We start from the raw sequence: 21,092 nt of genomic DNA on the forward strand, positions 1-21,092 counted from the left end.
GCGAATTCGGCACATGGCGAATCATTGTTCTGGTACTCTGCGTATTAGCTGATCTTGGTGGCGGCAAAACCGTAACCTCGGGCAGCTCTAGCTAAATTAACAAAAAAGACTCATGCTTCACTTGCATGGGTCTTTTACTTTTAAAATATAGTATTAAGGAATATAACAATTTACCTAAATTTCCTTGCCCTTCTCAACTCGAAGAGTATTTCCAACTTCAAGGATAACTTTATCGCGTCGACCAACTTCGCCAGCTAAAATCTTTTTAGCCAATGAATCATCAATCTTTTCTTGAATTGCTCTACGCAGTGGTCGCGCGCCAAACTTCGGATCAAAACCTGCTTCAGCCAATTCAGCAATAGCTGCTTCAGTAGCAGTAAATTCAATGCCCTTTTCTTTTAATCTTTTAGTTATTTTATTCACCATCAACTTAGCAATCTGAATAACATCCATCATTGATAGCGGTTTAAACACAACAACACCATCAAACCGATTTAGAAACTCTGGTCGATAATGTTCTTTTAATTTTTCATTGATTAAGACTTCTTTAATCTCTTCAACCGATGTGCCTTTATTTATTTCATCCTGAATATATTGAGCCCCTGCATTAGAGGTCATTATTATAATTGTATTAGTAAAGTCAATTGTACGCCCCTGAGCATCAGTCAATCTTCCATCATCCAAAACTTGCAAAAACAAATTTAAAACATCTGGATGTGCTTTTTCAACTTCATCAAACAAAAGTAAGGCAAACGGATTTTTGCGAACTGCCTCAGTTAAAATACCAGTGTTAGAACCAGAACCTATTAAACGATCAATACTGGACCGCTCCTGATACTCAGACATGTCAGTACGAATCATAGCATTTTCATTACTAAAATAAACCTCGGCAACGGTTTTGGCTAACTCGGTTTTACCCACACCAGTTGGACCAAGAAACAACATACTGGCAATTGGGCGCTTTCCTTCCCGAAGCTCAGCTCTCGCGCGCCGCAAACTGGTAGCGACAATATTTACCGCCTCTACCTGATCGATCATGCGTTCATGAATTCTATCCTCCAGATTTAATAATTTTTCACTTTCTTTTTGAGTAACTTGGGTTAATGGAATGCTGGTTAAATTTGAAATAACCGCTGCTACATCCTCACCACCCACAACCTTATTTTCCCCTCGTTCTTTTTTTACCTTTATAGCAGACTGTTCTAGTATTTCAATTGCCTTTTCAGGTAAATAACGATCATGAATGTACCTAGAAGATAAAATTGCAGCTTTCTCAATCGCAGAATAGGAAAAATAAACATGGTTCTGATATTCCATTGGTCCACTTTTGGCTTCCAAAACTTGAATAGCATCATTAAGTTCAAGTTCTTCAACTTTTACCGTCTGAAAGGCTGAATCCAAGCTCTTGTTTTCAACTGCTCCAAGATAACCATCTCCAGTAGTAGTGGCTACTACATGAAACAAATGCTTAGAAAGTAATTGAGCGAATACTTCAGACAAATCTAAACTCTGTTCACCGCCAGCTGTAATGCCATGTAAATTATGCAAATTCTCCACTGCTAAAACGATATTTCTGGCTCTCATTGCCTCATTGATAATCAACATCAAGCGCTGTTCCGCTGCAGCCGCATCAGCACCAGCCAGTAAACTTGAAATATTTAAACTAACTAAACGTTTATCTTGCAAAATTTCGGGTACATCCTCAGCTACCATTTTTTGGGCCAATCCTTGCAAAATTGTAGTTCGCCCAACACCTTGATTTCCAACCAACAATACGCCTTGTCGACTACCCTCAATAATACGAAACATTTGCTCAAACTCTTTTTCACGACCAATACAAGGGAAAAACTGTCCGTATTTAGCCTGTAAAGTTAAATCTTCACTAAATCTATCTAACATTGGTGTAGCGATCGCAGTCATGGCCCTATCCATACCTGACTTAGGTTTATAACGAGCTTTGCCTTGATATCTTTGCCAATTTTTTCTTAACTGATCCTGAATACGAACCCAGGCTACTACATTCTTCACTTGTTGATAATTCAATCCAAAATCAATTAACAATTCTTCGACATCATCCTTTTCCACCTCGGTTTTTTCTGGTGAAGCTAAAGCCAACACAATTTCCGCTAAATCAACTTTTGGCCAATGTCCTTCATACGCTTCTAAATAAGCAACAATAAGCAAACGATGCATTTCCTCAGACAAAATCGGATTACCCGGTCTTGCAATAATATGTTTAGATAAATATCTACTTATTTTCTTTTTTAATTTATCAAATGAAACTCCCAATCGTCCCAAAATAATCGCCGACTTGTTGAACTGGAACAAAACACCCAATAAATGAACGCGCAATATTTCATGATGTTCAAAGTGCCCAGCCAATTCCCAACTCGCCTGAAGAGCTTTCTTGGATTCAACTGTAAAAGACTTGGAAATATCAACCAACTTACTCTTTTTTAATTTCCAGACTTCTTGCCAATCCAAAGAAGGATTAGGAAATTCACTCTTTTTATGAAAATGTTTAGCTAACACATTATATTTAGCTGAACTTTCCTGATCTAATCGATAATATAAATATAGATCTACTAATAAAGTCAACCAAAAATACATTTTTTCAAAACTTGGAGTTGACCAATATTTCAAAGTAAAAAATGAACTAAAGTTATCAAGATAACCAATATAAGCCATAACTATAAATCCAGAAATACCAAAAAGCGCTAATACAGCATTAATAATCAAACGTACTTTGCGAATTCCTTTTTCGTAAGCATTATTTACAGGATCATAAAACTGTCCCCAATATAAAACTTTGTCTTCAAGAAAATAGACTACGCCAAGCCCACGACAGGTATTACATAACAGCCCATCAGTATATCCGGCTCCATCGCACTCTTGGCAAACTAAAAAATTGTTATCTAATTTCTCACTCATATAAGTTTTCCAAACACATTAAGGTTGTACAAAATCATGATAACTAAAAAAATTGGCAAGACCAGCCAAAATATAAAAATAATTAAACTAAATATTAACCAGAATATTAGAGCAAAAGTTCTAAATATTATATTGAACAAACGCATGAAAAAACTAATGATTCTGCTCTGCCAATCATGTTGCCCAAACATAGGCACGAAAATATTTTTCAGCCAAAGTGTTACACCTAATTCAGAGTTACCCTGAGAAATAAAACCCGTCATGCGTTTAAAGGCCTTAATCAGGCCAGCTGAATACCACCAGATAGGCCAATACAAAAAATCTAAAACTATATCCTTTACAATAAATTTAAAAGATTTGAGTAAAATGTTTTCCTTCACCATACTTTTTATTTTTGATCTTTGTTTACTCAAATATTATACCATAAACTGCAATTAACACACAATAAGTAATGCACACACCCTCATATAAACTATTACTAAAGCTCAATCATCCCACCCTCCCTCCCCACTGGAGGCGCCTGCGGCGGGCCTGGTTCGTCGTCACTATGTTGTTCCTCCTCACCTTTTTCTTCACAGTAATCTAAAGTCTTGTGATCTTGTACACATTGGCCATTAGGCCAACAGATCTGTATATCATGTAACAAAAAAAGAGGACTAATTCGCATTGCGAATTAGTCCCTTTACCATCGTTGAACATTGACTTGTGGGCCAACATCCTCGTACATTAAAGTTTGATTTTACCATTACAGTTTGTCTTTGAGACACGGTTTGTTCATTTGTGAAGTGCTAGTTTTGAAGCTTGGCTTAACCAATTCTTGATTTTTGTTTTGTTCTGACCGAGGTCAGTTTCCAACTATTACAAGTTTGGCGACTTACCGTCCCGAAGGATGGCTAAAGATAGTTTATCACTCTATGATTGCTCATTGAGTTTCCGCTATCAAGTCTTACTTTTGCTTTTTCTTCTAGTTCTTCTGAACATTCCTTGTGTTCTGTTGTCTTGTCAACACTAGGCTGACATCGCGTGAAGGTTAATTGTCTGACCGAAGTCAGTGAGGAACATTTCGCTAGCCGAAGCTTTTGATTTGTTCTTACTTTTAACTTTCCAGAATACTTTGCTCTTTGGACATTAGCTGTTTCGTTTACTTGCTGGATTTTTGTTTTCTTCCTTTCGGAGGATCACTTTGTCCACTGGGGTAAACTACTAGTTCGTTTTCTCTGTCGTTCTGTAGTCTTGCTAAAGCAGTTTTACCAAGGAGTTTTTCGTTTTTACACAAAATACTTCTTGATTTTTTTGCTTTGATGCAAGTTGCTTGCGTTGAAGATTGGCTCTTGATCTAGTCTTGGCTAGCTTTTTTCTTCTGTTACCGAAGTAACGTCAGAATCCGGTTAACTTTGATTTTGATCCGTCATAGCTTATCTTCTGCATGCCCACTGATCGATTTTGATTGCGAATTAGCGACGTTTAACTTACTTGCCTCGAAAGGTTTTCTGTCTTTGTCTACTGCTAATTTACTGTTTAGCTCCATTTATAATAGTAGTCGTTGGTTTTTCCGAAGAAAATCCTGACTGCTAAATAGAGGCCAAATCTGTCATTGCCTTTTCTGAGTGGGTTGGTTACCACTACAGTAAAAGCTCGAGATCTGTGGTGCATGTTAGTGTCAAGGCGCTTTTCACGGCTGTGCCCTTAAGTCAGTTGTCCAAGTTAATTTGGAGTATTGCTACTCTTTGGTTAACTTTTTCTCCTGTCTCAGGACTCCACCTCAGAACTTGCATTCTTTGGTTTCCCTTGTCTTTACTTGCTCAATTACTTGTAATGAACTTTGTTGATGGTAATTCACATTATACTCGTATATCAAAACCTGTCAAGTGCCTAACTGTGGATAACTTTTAACTCTATTTTTTGTTTAATTTTAGAGGAAAACTTTACCCCATTGACAAAATTATATATTATTGTTAATCTTTTATATCTGCTATAAATTTATAATAGCAAGTGTTTATTAACAATTGACCACTAGAAGGAGGGAATGATGGAAGCTACGCTAATTGGTGTTTTTGTTTTAAGTGTACTTATCTTCTTGTATTGGACATGGACACTTATGTTTGTACGGAACATAGACACTGAAGCCTTTATGGCCCAGATTCAAAAACTGATCATGGCCAACAACCTTGACCGAGCAATTAAACTTTGTAATGCTGCCCCAAATGCAGTCATGACTCAGCTGACTAAAAGCGTTTTGATTTGCGCTAATCAACCACACAGATTATATCTAGCCTATCTACAGACGACTTTCAAGCTGAATCACGAGGCGAAAAACCTAAAAAAATCTCCAACCCGAATCACAATTATTATTCTCATTTATGGGCTACTAGTAATGGGTTTCGTTGTGCAACCTCTAGGCTGGACGTTGGGTGCGGTTCTAGGCATCATTGCTTTTGTTTTGCTATCGCTGACCTCTGCGTTCATTTCCGCTCGTCTTGTCAAAACCAAAAAGGACAAGTTATACCTATTCAGGCTGATGGACCTCTTGCAATATCGAATGGCTAATTACAACACGGATGAATCCAACGAAGGCCTAACTTTTATGCAAGCCAGGCCACTAACTGAAGACGAACTAGCCAGGCGCATGTCAACTGGGGCGCCTCCCCCGAAGGTTAGACCTTCGCCAGTGGACGAACTCAAATCAAAATTGCAATCCGAACTATTACCCAAGCTTTAGGGAGGACGAATAATGCTATTTGTGATTGGTATAATACTCTGTGTATTTGCAGGTTTAACGATCCTTGGTTCCATAATCGAAATAATGAAAGAAAGTATCGCTATTACTGCCTTCATGCATCAGGTAAAAAAGCTGGTTCTGAGCAATAATATTGATCGAGCAATTAAGTTGTGTAACTGCGCGCCCCATTCAACGTTAGCCGTTGCAGCTAAAAAGCTGTTAACTAGAGCTAACAAGAACAGTGCGCTGTACCAAACATTTTTACAAGCCAAAATGGAACTTGAGATAGAAAGTTGGTCAAACAAGTCTGCTACCAAATGGGCTTTGTGGAACCTAACACTTGCAATTGGATTTTTCACTGCTGGCTCTATGTACAACATGTTATTCGAGGGAGCGCTTTTGTGCGGTATTGCCTATACCAGTTTCTCACTAGCACAGTTTGTGTCCTCATTCAGACACAAACTGCTTTGCAAAGAGATTCCAGCCCTAGAGGACTTACTCCAAACACTAATGGAGCGCTTAGGGGTAACTGCCCCTGACTTTGCTCTATTAGATAATCCATCTCAGGAACTGCTAGCTAAACAAGAAAAGCTAATGGAAGCCTTTGAGCGGAGTTACACCAAAGACAAAGATGCTGGTCGAGAAACTCGACCGGTAGAAGCTGTTTTCCTCGAGAAGATAGATCTACGAACCGGTCTTTTCCCTGCTTAGACAACCAAAAAGTCGATTGTTCACAACAATCGACTTTTTTATTATTCAATACTAAATGTCTACTAAAGGTATTCTTTTAATACTTCTAAAAAATTATCAAAATCAATTGCCCTATTTTTAAAATCTAAATCGTCATAATTAATAATAATCACTTGCGCCAACTTGAAATTGCCAGCCCAGTTGTCATACAGATCATTTAAATCTTTAATATATTTACGGTCAATGGTTTTCTCAAAATCCCGCCCGCGCTTTTCAATTCTCTGCATTATTCTATCCACAGAAGCTCGCAGATAAATAACCAAGTCAGGTGCGGGTAAAATTTTCGTGCAAACTTTATAGATCTGACGATACGATTTCCAGTCTCGTTTGGAAATATGTTTTCTATTATATAAATGCCGGGCAAACACTTCTGCATTTTCATAAATACTACGATCTTGAATTACTGAATGTTTATCCACAGTTAAATCATAATGATCCTGCAATCTCTTGCCCAAGAAAAACATTTGCGAATGGTATGCCCACTTTTTCATGTCTTTGTAAAAATCTTCCAGGTACGGATTTTCGGTTACCGGTTCTATATATGGCTTCAACTTAAAATGACCAGCTAACTTTTTAGTTAGAGTTGATTTTCCAATTCCAATGTTGCCTGAGATGGCGATGAATTTCTTATTCTTCATACAGATTACAGATTTGTACGGGTGTACGGATTAATTAGGATTTAATTAATATTAACTACTCTTCTAAATTTTACTCCTTCAGGTGAAAACAAGATTAACAAACCAACCTCTAATTTCAATAGTTTTAAGTATTCATTTATTTGATCAAAGTCTTTTCTAATAAATCTTTTACCCACTTTCAACTCAATCAATATTAAATCAAAAAATAATATATCCAAACGACTATTACCAATTTTTTCACCTTTATATTTAACTGGCAAATTAATTTGAGAACTTACTGGAATATTTTTACTTTCAGAATCCTTTATTATTGCTCTTTCATAATATTTTTCTCTGTATCCAGATCCTAATTCATTATAAACATCAAACATTATTCCAATTATAATTTCTGTTTTGTCTTTATGAAGGAGTTCCATATATGTCTATTCTATCAAATTTTTCAAGATCCGTACATCCCAACTACCGCGAACAGGCGCACAAATCCGTTAACTGTTTTTGTGAATCCGTACATCCGTACAAATCTAAAATCCGTACCTATATAAAAAAACAGAGCCTGGTTAGAGAACCAAGGCTCTGTTGTGTTATTACTATTTATCTTCGATAACACGTACCATTGCCGGCGGAGTGGCCAGCTGAAGTGGCTGATCGCACAGCATGTACGTCCCGCTCCACTCTAGGTAAACATCATCCGTAGTAAAGAAGAAAACCGCGTCACCATTGGTTCCGTACGAACCATCGAGCTGCGGGCTTTCCACAACCTTACCACCAACACGTCTACGTGCAAAAGGATCATCGACAATCTGTTCACCAGTAGTTAACTTGGAGTTAACACTGGAGACCTTACCCTTGATAGTATGAAAGGCCATCACCTTACCATAGCTAACCAGGTAAATGTAGCTGATCTTGTTCGGATCATTGAAACGGTTAAGCCGCTTTGACAGGTTATCTCGCTCCAAAGAACTCTCGATCTTGGGCGGCGGCGTGGCCTTGATCAGACGACCCTGCTGCTCTTCCGTGAAATTGGCCTCTGCCTTCTGGGTCTCACCCTGGCCCTCGTAGGACTCATCATCACAACCAACAAAGGCAGTGAACGCGAAAACACACGCAATTGCCAGCATAATTTTCTTCATTTCGACACCTCCTCGTCGCTCGTATCAGTCTTGGGATTATCCTCAATAATGCGAACCATCTCCGGAGGAGTAGACAGCTGAAGTGGTTGGTCGCTCAGCATGTATGCACCGTTCCACTCCAAGTAAATATCGTCCGTGGTGAAGAAGAAAACCGCATCGCCATTAGTTCCATATGAACCATCGAGCTGCGGGCTTTCTACTACCTTACCAGACCTGCCCTCATGATGAGCAAAAGGATCCTTCACGATCTGCTCACCAGTAGTCAACTTTGAATTAACACTAGAAACCTTTCCCTTGATTGCATGAAAGGCCATGACCTTACCAAAATCGACCAAGTAGATATAACTGATCTTGTTGGGATCATTGAAACGAACAAGACGCTTGGCCAAATTCTCACGCTCCAAAGAGCTCTCGATCTTGGGCGGTGGGGTGGACTTGATCAGACGACCCTGCTGCGCTTCCGTGATCTTAGCTTCTTCCTTCTGGGTCTCACCCTGGCCCTCATAAGTTTGCTTTTCCGTCTTGCAGCCAACAAAGGCAAACGCCAGAATCAAGCTAAACAAAACCAACGTCTTTCCAGTCCTCATCGCAACCTCCTCAAGGTTATTAAGATGAATACACTAACAGATAGTGTAAACATCCTATAATATCACATATGAAATACTTTGTCAATAGCGACTGTAATTTTACCACAAAGTCGCCCCTTTGAGATAAAAAAACAGAGCCTGGTTAGAGAACCAAGGCTCTGTCGTGTTATTACTACTTGTCTTCGATCATCCGGACCATGGCCGGTGGCGTAGACAGTTGCAGTGGCTCAGTAAGCCACATGTAATCACCTCGCCACTGGACCAATACTTCTTCTGTAGTCCAGAAGAAGATCGCGTCTTCACTCGGACCATAGGATCCGTCCAATCCAGGACTTTCCATCGTATGTCGAGTTCGTCCAGCGCCAGTTGATCCATCGCCGACCTCGACAACCTGATCACGCGTAGTCAACTTAGACGAACAATAAGTAACCTTGCCCTTCACCGTATGAAAGGCCATCACCTTGCCATAACTGATCAAGTAAATATAAGAGATTCGATCTTCACGATTGATCTCCTTGAGATACTTCACCAGATTCTCCCGCTCTAGAGAATTTTTCATCTCCGGCGGAGGAGTCGACTTGAGTAACCGTTCCTGGTTCCTCTCTGTCATTTCCATCTCATCGATGGTAGTCTGGCCAGTATCCAGCGCCTTACCGCAACTGATCATACCCATAGCCAGAACACAGAGAGTAACAATCGTCATAAGCTTCTTCATGTCAATCTCCTACTGGCCGGGGATAGTGAAATCTGCCGGATGCGTCGCCGGAAGATCATCAGTTTTGAACAGCTCACGGTTGGCCATTTCAGTTCGCGCATTGTACTTGGCCACCACGTCTCGCCGTTGATTCTGCAGACCCAGCACGATCGTGTTGAGTCGAGAATACTCGGTCTTGTCCTCGAACGTCCAATCCTTGCGCGGACCAGCGTCTTCCTTGAAGCGCTTGAGCGCCGCGTCAGAATTGACGATCTTGGACTCCAGCGACAGGATATCCTGATTCGTCTGCTTGAACCACTCGTAGTTCTGGATCACGTTGTCCGCGTCCAGAGTCTTCTCCATGATCTTCACAGCCTGCTCGCCGGGATAACACACCACCCGGACAACCGTCCCGATGAGTCCCAACACAATCACAACTGCGAGGATCTTGAAGAACATACTCCAAGGTCCACCTTTGGCCAGGTTGTAGGCCGTGTTTTCGTACTTTCGCCCAACATCATCCCATCGATCATCATTCCGTGTCATCTCCACCTCCTTAAGGTTTAGACACAAAAATACTTCTATTCAGCAACACAGTTTTCATAAGAGTATAGCATAAAGATTAAATACTGTCAACCCTATTACCTAAATTTACAACAGAAATACTATTTGAAACAAAAAACAGGCAAATAACGCCTGCTTAATAACAAAGAAACAATTAACCAAATCCTAAATAAACACAAAATATCAATGCTTAAAATATAAAAATAACTTTTGAATTTAAATATTATAATTTGTTTAGAATTTAGAGTTTGATTCATTGATCAATTTGTCAATCTACATAAATAACATCTTCGCCCTCATCATTAAACCCATACGGCTGATGTCCTTGCTTCATATACTTTGATTCATCTAACTCACGGATGAACATAGACGGTTTGGAAAATACCTCACCGAACTTGTAACTAAACGAACGAACCGGGAACAACATATTCAATTCATCCTTGGCTCTCGTGGCCGCCACGTAAAACAAACGTCGTTCTTCCTCCAACTCGCGCGGATTGTCAATAGATTTATGGTGAGGAAAATGACCATCGCGTAATCCGATTATAAAAACTACTGCCCACTCCAAGCCTTTGGCTTGATGAATTGTGGACAAAATCACTGCGTTCTTGTCATGTTCATGCTCATCAGCAAACGACTCACTAAGCATCACGTCAGTTAAAAGTTTATCCAAATCATTATACATTGCCACAAAGTTAACCAATTGACCTAAGTCATCCAGGCGGTCACGATAATTCTCATAAGCATTTTTCAAATACTCTTCATAACCATGCGCTAAAACATATTCCACTGCCTCGGCAATATAACCTTTTTGATTTTTATCTAAATCTTTCAGAAAACTAAAAGTTGAAGAAATCCTTCCCCAGCTAATTGCAGCTTTACCCGTTAACTTTAAATTTCCATCGATTAATTCGCTCAGCTCACCGAATTCCTGAATTTTTTTCCAAATAACTTCAGCTCTTTTCATTCCAATGCCTTCATACATTAATAAAATTCGTTTCCAGGAGACCTCATCCTGATAGTTAGTTAAAACTTTTAAATAGGCCACAACGTCTTTGACGTGAGCTTGCTCAAAATAGCGCATACCACCGCGTACAACGTAAGGAATATTTTGTTTTGATAGTTCCAGTTGAATTTCCGCTGATTGAAAAGTTGCGCGATACAAAACTGCCATTGATTCATAATTAACACCATCACGATACAGTTGCATTATTCTTTTGATAATCAAACTAGCCTGTTGTTGCTGATCACGTGCGGCAATCAAAGTTGGTAAAATATTATCTCCTCGGTTTGGTTTTAATGCTTTTTGAAATTGATCCACGTTATGCTCAATACTATTATTTGCTAAATCTAATATTTGAGGAGTACTACGATAATTAGTTTCAATTTTGTAAATTTTGGTTTTTGCAAACAGTTTAGGAAAATTTAATATGTTCTTTACATCAGCAGCGCGAAATGAATAAATACTTTGTGAATCATCACCAACTACCAGTACATTATTATGAAATGACGACAAATGTCGAATAATTTCCGCTTGGATGTAATTTGTATCTTGATATTCGTCAACCAAAATGTATTCAAACTGCTTGGCAAATCTTTCTTTGATATCTGGGAATTGCTCTAACAGTCTCAACCAATTCACTAAAAGGTCATCAAAGTCCATCACGTTGGCAACTTTTTTCTTTTTATTATAAATAAAAGCAATCTCTTCACATTTTTCCGCAATAAAATCAGGGTAAGAATAATACACTTCAACCACCTCACGAATATCTTGATTGGTGTTTCGGGAATAACTAATCATACCTTGAACAATACTGGCCTTAGGAAAATTCTGCCCTTTAACATTCAACGCCAATTCTTCCATCGCGGCCTTAACCAAACTGATTGAATCAGCTTGATCTAAAATATTGAAGTTTCGATTATAATCTAGCTTGTCAGCGTATTTACGAAGAACTCTATTGGCAATACGATGAAATGTACCGCCCCACAAATGATCAGGGTTAAATCCTAACAAATTTTCTACTCTGGCTAACATTTCATTGGCCGCTCTATTGGTAAACGTAACCAACAATATACTTTCAGGTTTTATCCCACATTCTACTAAATAAGCCACACGAAAAACTAAAGTGCGTGTTTTTCCTGACCCGGCGCCCGCCAAAACCAAACAAGGGCCGTCCGATTCGGTAACGACTTGATATTGTTCTTTATTTAGTAGTTTTTTATACTCAATCATTTGGATTACGAGATTACAAGATTATTCCTGTCACGTTGCCATTTTTGGGGATTGCAACGAATATACCAACGAACTTGCTCTAATTCCTCCTGACTTCGAATTATCCGATCGTAAAATCTCCCCTGCCAAAACCTTTCACCAACTGTCCCCCTTATTTTATTAATTTGTTTAGCTGACTGCATTTTAAATCGTCCAATCATTTTGGGCAATAACATATGGCGACGAATCATTCGACGACACGTTGTGTCGTCTGCATACATTCGTAGAGACAATTCATGAATTGTCTCTACATCACGGTCGTCGCCATTAACAATTCTAATTATCCCATGAAAATGATTGGGCATAATTATATATTTATCTATTTCACATTGTGGATAATGCCGAAACGCATCTTGCCAACATTGCTCAACAATTTCACCAAAGTCATTTAGAAACATCTTTTCATTCCTAACTTTCCCTAGCCACTCAATCATATAAGATGTACACATCGTAACATAATAGAATCCATCAGACGAATAATTCCAATACGGCAAACGTGTTGATTTAATTCTATACCTGTTTTTATATAATTCCTCACTCATATTGGTATTATTTTACCACAAAAATAGCCAAAACAAAAAAAGGGCCTAATGTAGACCCTTATAATATTCAACAACCTAAGTACCAAGCTTAGTGGCAATGGCACTCACATAAGTATCGATATTTACTTCTCCGAAAACAGTATGCTCAAACAACCGTCCATCAAACAACTTCCGAGTATCATCAGTAACTGAATGTCCGATACAAATCAAGACCTGCCGTTGTTCTTCAGTCAAAAGATCATAAACACGCCTTGAAAACCCAGGAGTCATCGGGCGCAAACACAGAAAAATCAAGTCAAACTTTTTTCCCCTAAAATGTTGAATCGCGGCTTCATCAGTTGGCAGTGGCCACAAAAAATCATTTTCAAATTCTATACCATCTCTTGTAAAAAACCCAAACAATGTTGTTATCGCCTGAAAAAAACTATCGTCTGGTGCCATTTCACTAGTTGTAAAAAACAAAACCCTCTTTGTTTCTTTCATGGGGGCCTCCTTTGCCTTCCAATAATAGAGATTAACAAAGAAGTTGAATTTTGTCAATATATAAACAAAGAGTATCAAGCATTGTAAAATAAAAAAATCCCACCATCGGCAAGATTATATCCGCTTTATCCACGTGTAATCCGTTCTATCCGCGCTGACTAAATTCACAACCACAATAGTCCTGCCTGTGGAAATCTTCTTGCGAACTTAATTCACAAGATTTTTTGAAGCCTTCGTTCTTACGCCAAATCGTATCAATGAATTTTAGATTATAAAACTCTGCGAACTCCTGGCCGATCTGATTTATCATTTCCGCGGGTTTATGTGGACTAATAGTTAAAGTTGAAGCAAACGCGTCAAAGCCATCCTCCATCGCTCGTTGCGCCACCTCACCAAGTCGATGCATAAAACATTTGCGACAGCGCTCACCCTTTTCTGGTTCATTTTCCAAACCTTTAATTAACTCTAACCATTCATCATGTACGTATTTTCCTTCAATTAATTTAATCCCCAATTTTTCAGTGTAACGCTTAACCTCATCTAAACGTAGTTTATATTCCTCTTCTGGAAAAATATTTGGATTATAAAAATAAACAGAGACCTCATGTCCCTCTTTTTGCAATTCATTAATAACTTGCCCGCCGCACGGAGCACAGCAAGAATGGAGTAATATTTTCATAAGATCAAGGATCAAGGGGCAAAGGTCAAAGAAGGATTAAAGCATAAAGATAAAAGAATAAAGAATTACACTAATCTTTTTTCTTGATTCTAGTTCCTTCCTTTCCATGAATTATTGAACCTAGGATTTTAGTTAACTCCAAAGCCTCTTGTGCCAACCTTTGTCTTTCTGCTTCTATTTTTTTATCATCCTCAATTACATACAAAAGACTCAGCCAGTGACGACTTTCTTTTGCTTCTTTCCGACATATTTTTAATCTATGTAATTCATCTTTTGGACTTACTGATTCCCAACCTTCAATATAATTTGCGCCAACTGAACCCGAGGACCTAACCAATTGTTTTCCATCTTCAATATTGGCCGTTGTTTTTTGTAATTGTCTAACTAACGACCTACAATCCTGACCAAACTTTAAACAACGGTCATATAATTGATTTTTTGCTGAAAAATTATTCTGTTCCATATGTCCCACGTTCACTTTAAGCTTTATTCTTTACTCTTGGCTCTTTCTTTGCCCTTTACCCCTTGCTCTTTGCTCTTAATCCAAACCTGCTTAAAGATCTGCAACGTCAAAGTTGATAAGATAAAAGCCAACGCCGGCACAATTGAATTCATAAACGGTTTTGGTAAGCCGGCAAAATAAAAAAACACAACTATAACAACATAGGTTAAAATCGCAATCACAATTTTCCGAAACCAACTGGTTTCCCATGCCTTGTCAGCTTCAACTCGGCGGTTACGTTTTTTGATTTGGATTATTTCCTTTTCCAGATCCATAATTATATTTAATTCTTATTCCTGAACCCTAAAACCTTAAAGCTTCCCTAACTCTTGAACCTTGAATCCTAAACCTTTAATGCAGATAGCTTTCCTTATAAAGCCAAGCGCTAAGGGTAGTTACAATTGTATAAATTGCTGCACCCAAAAAGCCGGCCCACCAAATAGTTATATCAAAGCCTTGGATAAAGGTTGCTACAAACCAAAAGACTAAAGCATTAATCACCAAATTGGATAAACCCAAAGTGATAATGTTAATTGGAAAAGTTATCAACTTTAATATCATCCCCGGAACAAAATTAACCAAACCAATTACCACCACTAATATCATGGCGTAATAAAGGCTGGCCACTTCAATTCCCGGGATAAAATAACCTATGGCCAATAAACCAACTGCGTTTATAAGCCAACGAAGAATCATGTACATATTAAATAAATCAAGAAAACAAGAAATCAAGAAAACAATTATAAAATACGTCCATAATTATTGCTTTTTTGCTTTTTTGCTTTTTTGCTTTTTTACAATTTTTGTTTTAATATAATCTTTCACTAGTCGCTCAACCCAACCGTGCTCATCAAGTAAGTCCAGGAAATAACGAGCTTCTCTGCTAACTTTGCGACGATTAAATAAATAAACAAGCTTAGCAATCCAATAATATACTATTATTAAAATTATTATTGTGTAAAGCACCCACCAAAACCAGTTGTTCTTCAAAGACCAAAACTGAATATTCAAGCGAACAGTATCATAACGAACATTTCCGTATTGATCCTCAACTTTTAGCTTAATGACATGTTCACCTTTATCAAAAAAATAACGAACCTTCTCAGACAAATAAATATCCTTGTTATCGATCGTCCATTCGTAATTTAATCCCTCATGATCAGGCAGAGTAGACACAACATAAAATTCATAAGTTTGCCAACTCAATTGAGAATATTTAATGTAAGCCTCTTGAAGTGGCTGAACAAAAGTTTGCTGGGCCAACCCAACATTAAAACTAAAAATAAACAATATTACAATTACAACAATTTTTTTTGTCATTTTTATTCCCTCCTTAACTTCTTAGGTTTTTTTGGTTCACGTTTTAATTTTCCATTTTTTTTATCGCTTTTTTTCGGTGCATTGTGTCTGAACTCATAAGAATACAGAAAGATTAAAGCAATGAACACTAAAACAATTAACCATAACCAATAATTATATACGGACCAAAAAGCTACTACCACAGTAACGTTATCATAAATATAATTTTCAAACGGCCCCTTGACTTTCAAGGTTACAAAATAATCACCCGTTCCACGAAATCTGTGATCATCATTAACATTAGCATCACTACCATCACCGTAAAGCCAATGATATTCCAAATTATCAGTACTTAGATCTTGGATATTTGTCGAAAAATCAAACTTAAACGTGTTCCAATTTATCTGCTGAACATTAATTTTCACTTCTTGTAACAATTCCACAACTGGAGAATTATAAAATTCTTCAACTAATTCTGCCTTTTCTGGCTCCGGATCCTTGGGGGTAAAAATTTGGCTAATCAGACTTGGCTTCTTGGGTTCAGGTTCTGGAGCTGGAGCAGGTACTGGAGTAACTTCAACTACAGGCTCTGGCTCGGGCTCTGGTATCACCGGCTCAGGTTCATCTTTGTATTTATTAGGATCCAGCGGATAAAGATCATCTGCATCAAGCACACCATCACCGTCAGTATCTCTATTGTCCTTGTCAGTTCCAAGTTGCTCTTCCTGACCATCAAGCAAAGAATCATTATCATCATCAGTATCTAAATCGTCCCCAATTCCATCCTGATCATTATCACCTTGAACTATGAACTTTTGAGTAATTATTGAATTGTTAGTTAAATTGTCATCATTAGGAATTATCGACAACAAGGTTACCATTACACGAAAATCATTTTTAGGAACAGTAAAATCAACATACACCTCATCATAATATCCATCAGCCAAAACTGAAACTTCTGCGCTACCAATCATTTGTGATTCATTATTGATATAAAAAGCAATATACCCCAAAGCATCTTGATTACCATTATTATAAACAGAGGCATATACCCTAAGATCTTCACCAACTAAAAGATTATTGGTGTTTTTAGAAAACCTAATCTCATTGGCATTAAGACCTAAATCAACATCATGATCAGCGGCATGTATCCCAAACAAAGGACAAGTCAAAAAAACAATTGTAAAGAAAATGAATAATTTTCGCATACTAAATAACTTTAAGCTCACTTAGAGCATCTTTGAATAATTTTAAAACCTTACGTGCCTCTCCATGCTTCAAGTCGTAGCGGACATTATGCACAATCTGATTTCGGACTTTGTGTGCCCACCATACTTTTTTTAATCTTGGAAATTTATAGGAAGCTAATTTTAATCTTTCTGCCATGGTAGCTCCAGTAAAAAACATTACTTTTAACGCCTCGTCCAACAATTTATCAGCTTCAATTACTGCCAGTTTATAATTCATCTCTTTGCCATAACCCATCAATTCTTGTATCTTTCTCCAACGCTCTCGGAAAAACTTACGATCTATTTCACTTGGTAACCTATTCTTTCGAGCAAACATTCCGACTACCAAAGCTAACACTAAAATTATCACAATTCCGACAAGAACAGTATAATCAATCACTGTGAATTCCCAAGCAATACTCATATAGCATGTAGTCTGTAGTATCTTCTGTGACTGTTTAATGATTATAGTTTATTAAATAATTTGCTCAACTTGGTGCGCAACATTTAATAAGGTTTGCTCATCAAAATGCTTGCCCAAAAACTGTAAGCCAACCGGCAACTTTTTTACTTGGCCACAAGGAATTGAAATTCCAGGCAACCCAGCAACATTAGCAGAAACCGTAAAAACATCGGACAAATACATAGTCAGCGGATCGTCAAATTTTTCACCAATATTAAAAGCTACTGTCGGTGAAGTTGGAGTAACAATACAATCAACCATTTCAAAAGCTTGATCAAAATCTTCTTTTATTAAACGTCGAACCTGCTGAGCTTTTTTATAATAAGCATCATAATAACCCGAAGACAAAACATAAGTTCCTAACATAATCCGTCGACGCGCTTCTTCTCCAAAACCCTTTCGTCGACTTTCCAAATACATTTCTAATAAATTCCCTGCCTCAGCTCGATAACCATAACGCACTCCGTCATAACGAGCTAAATTAGAAGATACTTCCGCTGGCATTAAAACATAATATGTAGCTAAGGCGTACTTGGTTCTTGGTAAACTGATGTCAACCAACTCAGCGCCAAGCTTAGACAATTTACTAATAGCCTTTTTAACAACTTTTTCTACTTCAGGATCCATACCCTTGATAAAATATTCACTTGGGATACCAATTTTTAAACCTTTGATATCTTTTTCTAAATTGTTAATCACCAGAGGTTGTTTATCCACAGTTGTTGAATCAAACTTATCTAAACCAGCAATTTTTTCGTATACATAAGCAGCGTCTTTGACCGTCTTCGTCAAAGTTCCAATCTGATCAAAACTAGAAGCCATCGCCATGAGACCATAACGAGAAGTACGTCCATAAGTAGGTTTAAATCCAACAACTCCGCACAATGATCCTGGCTGTCGAACAGATCCACCCGTATCCGAACCCAAAGCATAGATTGCCTCATTGGCTGCCACAGCAGCTGCACTACCACTAGACGATCCACCGGGAACCTTTTCTAAATTATGTGGGTTTTTGGTTGGCCCGAAATGTGAAGTTTCTCCGGAACCGCCCATTGCAAACTCATCACAATTAGTTTTTCCTATAATAACCGCGCCTTGATCTTTTAGCTTTCTAATTGCGGTCGCATCATATGTTGCAATGTATGTCGATAAAATTTTCGAACCTGCAGTTGCTTTTACTCCATCAACCATAATATTATCTTTGATCGCGACTGGAACACCTTCTAGAACATTAAGCTTGCCGTCTTTTTTGAATTTTTTATCAACTTTCTCAGCCTGTGTATACGCTTGATCTTCTGTTATGGTAATGAACGCATTCAAATCATTATCTTGCTCTCGAATAGAATCAAAACAGGATTTAGCCAATTCCACAGCGGAAAACTGTTTTTTGCTAAGTCCTTCGTGAGCATCTGCAATTGTAAGAGTATTGAGTTTCATTATAATAAGTCTAATAATTTTTAATCCTTCTCAACAAAGACTGCTTTCACCTTGACCTGTTTTTTGCTTAGCTCCGGAGCCTCAGCCAAAACTTTTTCCGGATCACAAATCTGAACAACTTTATCTTCGCGAGTTATATTATTCAAATCAAAAACGTGGGTAAGTGGTTCCACGTTATCTGTGTTTAATTCCTTGAGTTGTCCAAAATAATCTAAAATAGTAGAAATCTGCTCAGCATATTTCTCTTTTTCTTCTTCAGTAATACCTAACCGAGCCAAATTGGCTAGGTGCTCAATATGTTCTTTATCTATAGACATAAATTCACTTAAAATTATACCAAGATTATACTCAAAATGCAACAAAAAAATCCTTACTTTTGAAGTAAAGATTTATTATTAATAAAACCCATAATACTTTTTAGCAATCCACAAAAGGCCTTTAAAAATCCAGACTGAGAAAACAGCACCAAAAAAACCAGCAACTACCATAAGTACAAATTCTTGCCAGTTTTGAATCAAAGCTTCATCAATACAACTTTTGAGCTTTTTCCCAATATTCATGCCTCCTGACTCCTAAAGAACATGCTTATTTGCAACATAACTAAGTTATTTTCAGGCTCTAACAGCAAAGTTCCAAGAGTAAGACCTGTGCAATCTAGAACAACATTCAACTGCTCAGAGCTTTCTATTAACTGACAACTCTCCCAACGACTTGCCCAACCTCGAGGTGCCCGATGCCAAAGTTCAATTCCTTGATCAAGAAACTTCACTGCCCAACGATAGTCCAAAAAGAACATATTTTCCTCCTTTAGAATAACCGTATTATAGTGATTTAATAAGAAATGTCAAATGCTCATACCTTGACAAACTCATAAATTTAGATATAATGTAATGTTCATTAACATTCAACCTATGAGGTGAGAAATGAATTATAACAAGAAGAAAGATGAAAATACTAGGTATAACATTGTTAACTTTCTAGACAACTGCTTTTGGCTGAGTTCTTTAGCCTGGGGATTGCTTACAATTTTGTGCTTTGTCCAGGTTTACTTTTTTGAACTTGATGAAAAATTCTTTGATCACTGGTGCTATGCCTACTATATCTTTGTGGTTTCCTATGCGATTAGCCGCAAAGCCAAGTACACCCTATATCCGACCAAAACGGAAACTCGCTACAGTGAATACATTGTTGTGGGTTGGTTCATTATAACTGTGGTCTTTGGAGCTTTAACACAGTTCCATTATCACGGTAAACTTGATTTAATGATTGAACTATTTGAAGTAGATGCGGTTATCGCTAGTGTTCTTGGACTTGGCTCAGCCTATAAACGCTGGATCATTCCCATGATGAAACTCAAGCAGTTCAAAGAGAGACTGGAAGGTGAGGAACTCACTGAAGATAAGAATGATTAAACACGAAAGCTGCCTACGTAACGACGTAAGCAGCTTTTTTATTGTAAAATATAGAGATTAGTAATTGAAGAGAAAAAAATCGGCTTATTTTCATCCTCAATTTCTAAATATTCTCGAATACTAACTACATGGCCTTTAAGAACATGATAGCCATCAGCCATGAAAAACTCTCGACACAAATCATCAAAATCAACAAACGAATAATCAACTACCACTCTTTGATGTCTGACGATTTCTAAATCAGATCGATGCATTGCACTAAAAGCTTGAATAATACCTTGCCTTTCTGAAATAAATAACTCAGCAAGCTGACACAAAACATTATCCATGGCTGGTTCAATCACTAAGATTTTCCCCTCATCAGTCAACATTCTTCTTGCTTTGTGTAGTGCCTCTATCTTGCGATCTAATCCACCTTTAAAGTGATGTAAACAACTAGAAAAAACTACTGCATCAAAACTTTCGACCAATTCAACATCAAAGTAATCAGCTCGGATCATTTCAACTTGAGGAAATCTATCCTTGATTTCCTGATATCGGCGTTGGCGTAATTCGATGCCTGTTAACTGTGTATTCTCACATAGCAAAGCTTGCATCTCCCGGCCGGACCAACAGCCCACTTGTAAAATTTTCTTTCCGGCCGGCGAAACTAAACTCTGAATTACCTGAGCTTCCAGACTAGAAGGTGAAATTTTCATTAGTTACCTCATTTTTAATGGACACTTCATTATAATTGAACTCCCAAAGTTTGTCAATGTAGA

General features: G+C 37.8%; 26 protein-coding genes. 3 read left to right on the forward strand and 23 right to left on the reverse strand.

Translation table 11 applies throughout. The features are described 5' to 3' along the window. Window positions 1-174: 174 nt before the first annotated feature. Entirely contained in the window at window positions 175-2,931 is a 2,757-nt protein-coding gene (locus HN643_04040) for an ATP-dependent Clp protease ATP-binding subunit (protein MBT7500811.1), read from the reverse strand. Then, window positions 2,928-3,314 (reverse strand): hypothetical protein, encoded by a 387-nt coding sequence (locus HN643_04045; GenBank protein MBT7500812.1) that lies wholly within the window; start codon window positions 3,312-3,314, stop codon window positions 2,928-2,930. Before HN643_04045 ends, HN643_04040 begins: the two co-directional genes overlap by 4 nt. Before the next feature lie 1,715 nt (window positions 3,315-5,029). Here HN643_04045 and HN643_04050 point away from each other — a divergent pair. Then, window positions 5,030-5,650 (forward strand): hypothetical protein, encoded by a 621-nt coding sequence (locus tag HN643_04050; GenBank protein MBT7500813.1) that lies wholly within the window; start codon window positions 5,030-5,032, stop codon window positions 5,648-5,650. 84 nt (window positions 5,651-5,734) lie between these two features. Beyond that, complete coding sequence (locus tag HN643_04055; GenBank protein ID MBT7500814.1) at window positions 5,735-6,361, forward strand: hypothetical protein; 627 nt, start codon at window positions 5,735-5,737, stop codon at window positions 6,359-6,361. 62 nt (window positions 6,362-6,423) lie between these two features. Here the strand turns inward: HN643_04055 and HN643_04060 are convergent, their stop codons facing one another. From HN643_04060 to HN643_04155, 20 genes are all read right to left on the reverse strand, one after another. Further along, window positions 6,424-7,038 carry a deoxynucleoside kinase gene (locus HN643_04060; protein MBT7500815.1) on the reverse strand — a complete coding sequence of 205 codons (615 nt, stop codon included), beginning with the start codon at window positions 7,036-7,038 and terminating at the stop codon, window positions 6,424-6,426. Between the two features lie 41 nt (window positions 7,039-7,079). After that, on the reverse strand, window positions 7,080-7,454 hold the full coding sequence (locus tag HN643_04065; GenBank protein MBT7500816.1) for a GxxExxY protein: 375 nt from the start codon (window positions 7,452-7,454) through the stop codon (window positions 7,080-7,082). A 171-nt stretch (window positions 7,455-7,625) separates the two neighbouring features. Further along, window positions 7,626-7,994: a hypothetical protein gene (locus HN643_04070; protein ID MBT7500817.1), complete on the reverse strand. Its 369-nt coding sequence runs from the start codon at window positions 7,992-7,994 to the stop codon at window positions 7,626-7,628. A 170-nt stretch (window positions 7,995-8,164) separates the two neighbouring features. Further along, complete coding sequence (locus HN643_04075; protein ID MBT7500818.1) at window positions 8,165-8,572, reverse strand: hypothetical protein; 408 nt, start codon at window positions 8,570-8,572, stop codon at window positions 8,165-8,167. Window positions 8,573-8,927: 355 nt separating this feature from the next. Continuing rightward, window positions 8,928-9,365 carry a hypothetical protein gene (locus HN643_04080; protein MBT7500819.1) on the reverse strand — a complete coding sequence of 146 codons (438 nt, stop codon included), beginning with the start codon at window positions 9,363-9,365 and terminating at the stop codon, window positions 8,928-8,930. A 114-nt stretch (window positions 9,366-9,479) separates the two neighbouring features. Then, window positions 9,480-9,995 carry a hypothetical protein gene (locus tag HN643_04085; protein MBT7500820.1) on the reverse strand — a complete coding sequence of 172 codons (516 nt, stop codon included), beginning with the start codon at window positions 9,993-9,995 and terminating at the stop codon, window positions 9,480-9,482. 286 nt (window positions 9,996-10,281) lie between these two features. Continuing rightward, window positions 10,282-12,246, reverse strand: a complete 1,965-nt coding sequence (locus HN643_04090) for a UvrD-helicase domain-containing protein (GenBank protein MBT7500821.1) — start codon at window positions 12,244-12,246, stop codon at window positions 10,282-10,284. A gap of 5 nt (window positions 12,247-12,251) precedes the next feature. Then, on the reverse strand, window positions 12,252-12,719 hold the full coding sequence (locus tag HN643_04095; GenBank protein ID MBT7500822.1) for a transposase: 468 nt from the start codon (window positions 12,717-12,719) through the stop codon (window positions 12,252-12,254). A 183-nt stretch (window positions 12,720-12,902) separates the two neighbouring features. Beyond that, window positions 12,903-13,310, reverse strand: coding sequence for a hypothetical protein (locus HN643_04100; GenBank protein ID MBT7500823.1), 408 nt, complete (start codon window positions 13,308-13,310; stop codon window positions 12,903-12,905). Window positions 13,311-13,455: 145 nt separating this feature from the next. After that, a complete protein-coding gene (locus tag HN643_04105) occupies window positions 13,456-13,989 on the reverse strand; it encodes an epoxyqueuosine reductase QueH (protein ID MBT7500824.1) in 534 nt (177 codons plus the stop codon). Between the two features lie 70 nt (window positions 13,990-14,059). Next, window positions 14,060-14,452 (reverse strand): four helix bundle protein, encoded by a 393-nt coding sequence (locus HN643_04110; GenBank protein ID MBT7500825.1) that lies wholly within the window; start codon window positions 14,450-14,452, stop codon window positions 14,060-14,062. Window positions 14,453-14,475: 23 nt separating this feature from the next. Further along, a complete protein-coding gene (locus HN643_04115; protein ID MBT7500826.1) occupies window positions 14,476-14,766 on the reverse strand; it encodes a hypothetical protein in 291 nt (96 codons plus the stop codon). 76 nt (window positions 14,767-14,842) lie between these two features. Then, a complete protein-coding gene (locus HN643_04120; protein MBT7500827.1) occupies window positions 14,843-15,193 on the reverse strand; it encodes a phage holin family protein in 351 nt (116 codons plus the stop codon). A gap of 57 nt (window positions 15,194-15,250) precedes the next feature. Beyond that, on the reverse strand, window positions 15,251-15,811 hold the full coding sequence (locus HN643_04125; protein MBT7500828.1) for a hypothetical protein: 561 nt from the start codon (window positions 15,809-15,811) through the stop codon (window positions 15,251-15,253). Window positions 15,812-15,813: 2 nt separating this feature from the next. Next, complete coding sequence (locus tag HN643_04130; GenBank protein ID MBT7500829.1) at window positions 15,814-16,998, reverse strand: hypothetical protein; 1,185 nt, start codon at window positions 16,996-16,998, stop codon at window positions 15,814-15,816. A gap of 1 nt (window position 16,999) precedes the next feature. Then, window positions 17,000-17,443 (reverse strand): hypothetical protein, encoded by a 444-nt coding sequence (locus tag HN643_04135; GenBank protein MBT7500830.1) that lies wholly within the window; start codon window positions 17,441-17,443, stop codon window positions 17,000-17,002. Window positions 17,444-17,494: 51 nt separating this feature from the next. Continuing rightward, window positions 17,495-18,919 carry an Asp-tRNA(Asn)/Glu-tRNA(Gln) amidotransferase subunit GatA gene (gatA, locus tag HN643_04140; protein ID MBT7500831.1) on the reverse strand — a complete coding sequence of 475 codons (1,425 nt, stop codon included), beginning with the start codon at window positions 18,917-18,919 and terminating at the stop codon, window positions 17,495-17,497. A gap of 20 nt (window positions 18,920-18,939) precedes the next feature. Then, window positions 18,940-19,236 carry an Asp-tRNA(Asn)/Glu-tRNA(Gln) amidotransferase subunit GatC gene (gene gatC / locus HN643_04145; protein ID MBT7500832.1) on the reverse strand — a complete coding sequence of 99 codons (297 nt, stop codon included), beginning with the start codon at window positions 19,234-19,236 and terminating at the stop codon, window positions 18,940-18,942. 78 nt (window positions 19,237-19,314) lie between these two features. Next, a complete protein-coding gene (locus HN643_04150; GenBank protein MBT7500833.1) occupies window positions 19,315-19,479 on the reverse strand; it encodes a hypothetical protein in 165 nt (54 codons plus the stop codon). After that, window positions 19,476-19,715, reverse strand: a complete 240-nt coding sequence (locus HN643_04155) for a hypothetical protein (GenBank protein ID MBT7500834.1) — start codon at window positions 19,713-19,715, stop codon at window positions 19,476-19,478. The genes HN643_04150 and HN643_04155 overlap by 4 nt, the downstream gene beginning before the upstream one ends. Before the next feature lie 127 nt (window positions 19,716-19,842). On the opposite strand from HN643_04155, the gene HN643_04160 reads away from it, so the two are divergent. Continuing rightward, window positions 19,843-20,331 carry a hypothetical protein gene (locus HN643_04160; protein MBT7500835.1) on the forward strand — a complete coding sequence of 163 codons (489 nt, stop codon included), beginning with the start codon at window positions 19,843-19,845 and terminating at the stop codon, window positions 20,329-20,331. Between the two features lie 38 nt (window positions 20,332-20,369). On the opposite strand, the gene HN643_04165 is transcribed toward HN643_04160, so the two are convergent. Next, window positions 20,370-21,029 carry a class I SAM-dependent methyltransferase gene (locus HN643_04165; protein MBT7500836.1) on the reverse strand — a complete coding sequence of 220 codons (660 nt, stop codon included), beginning with the start codon at window positions 21,027-21,029 and terminating at the stop codon, window positions 20,370-20,372. Window positions 21,030-21,092: the final 63 nt, after the last annotated feature.

The organism is Candidatus Falkowbacteria bacterium (assembly GCA_018674305.1).
Taxonomy (GTDB): Bacteria; Patescibacteriota; Patescibacteriia; order UBA11705; family JABHMO01; genus JABMRF01.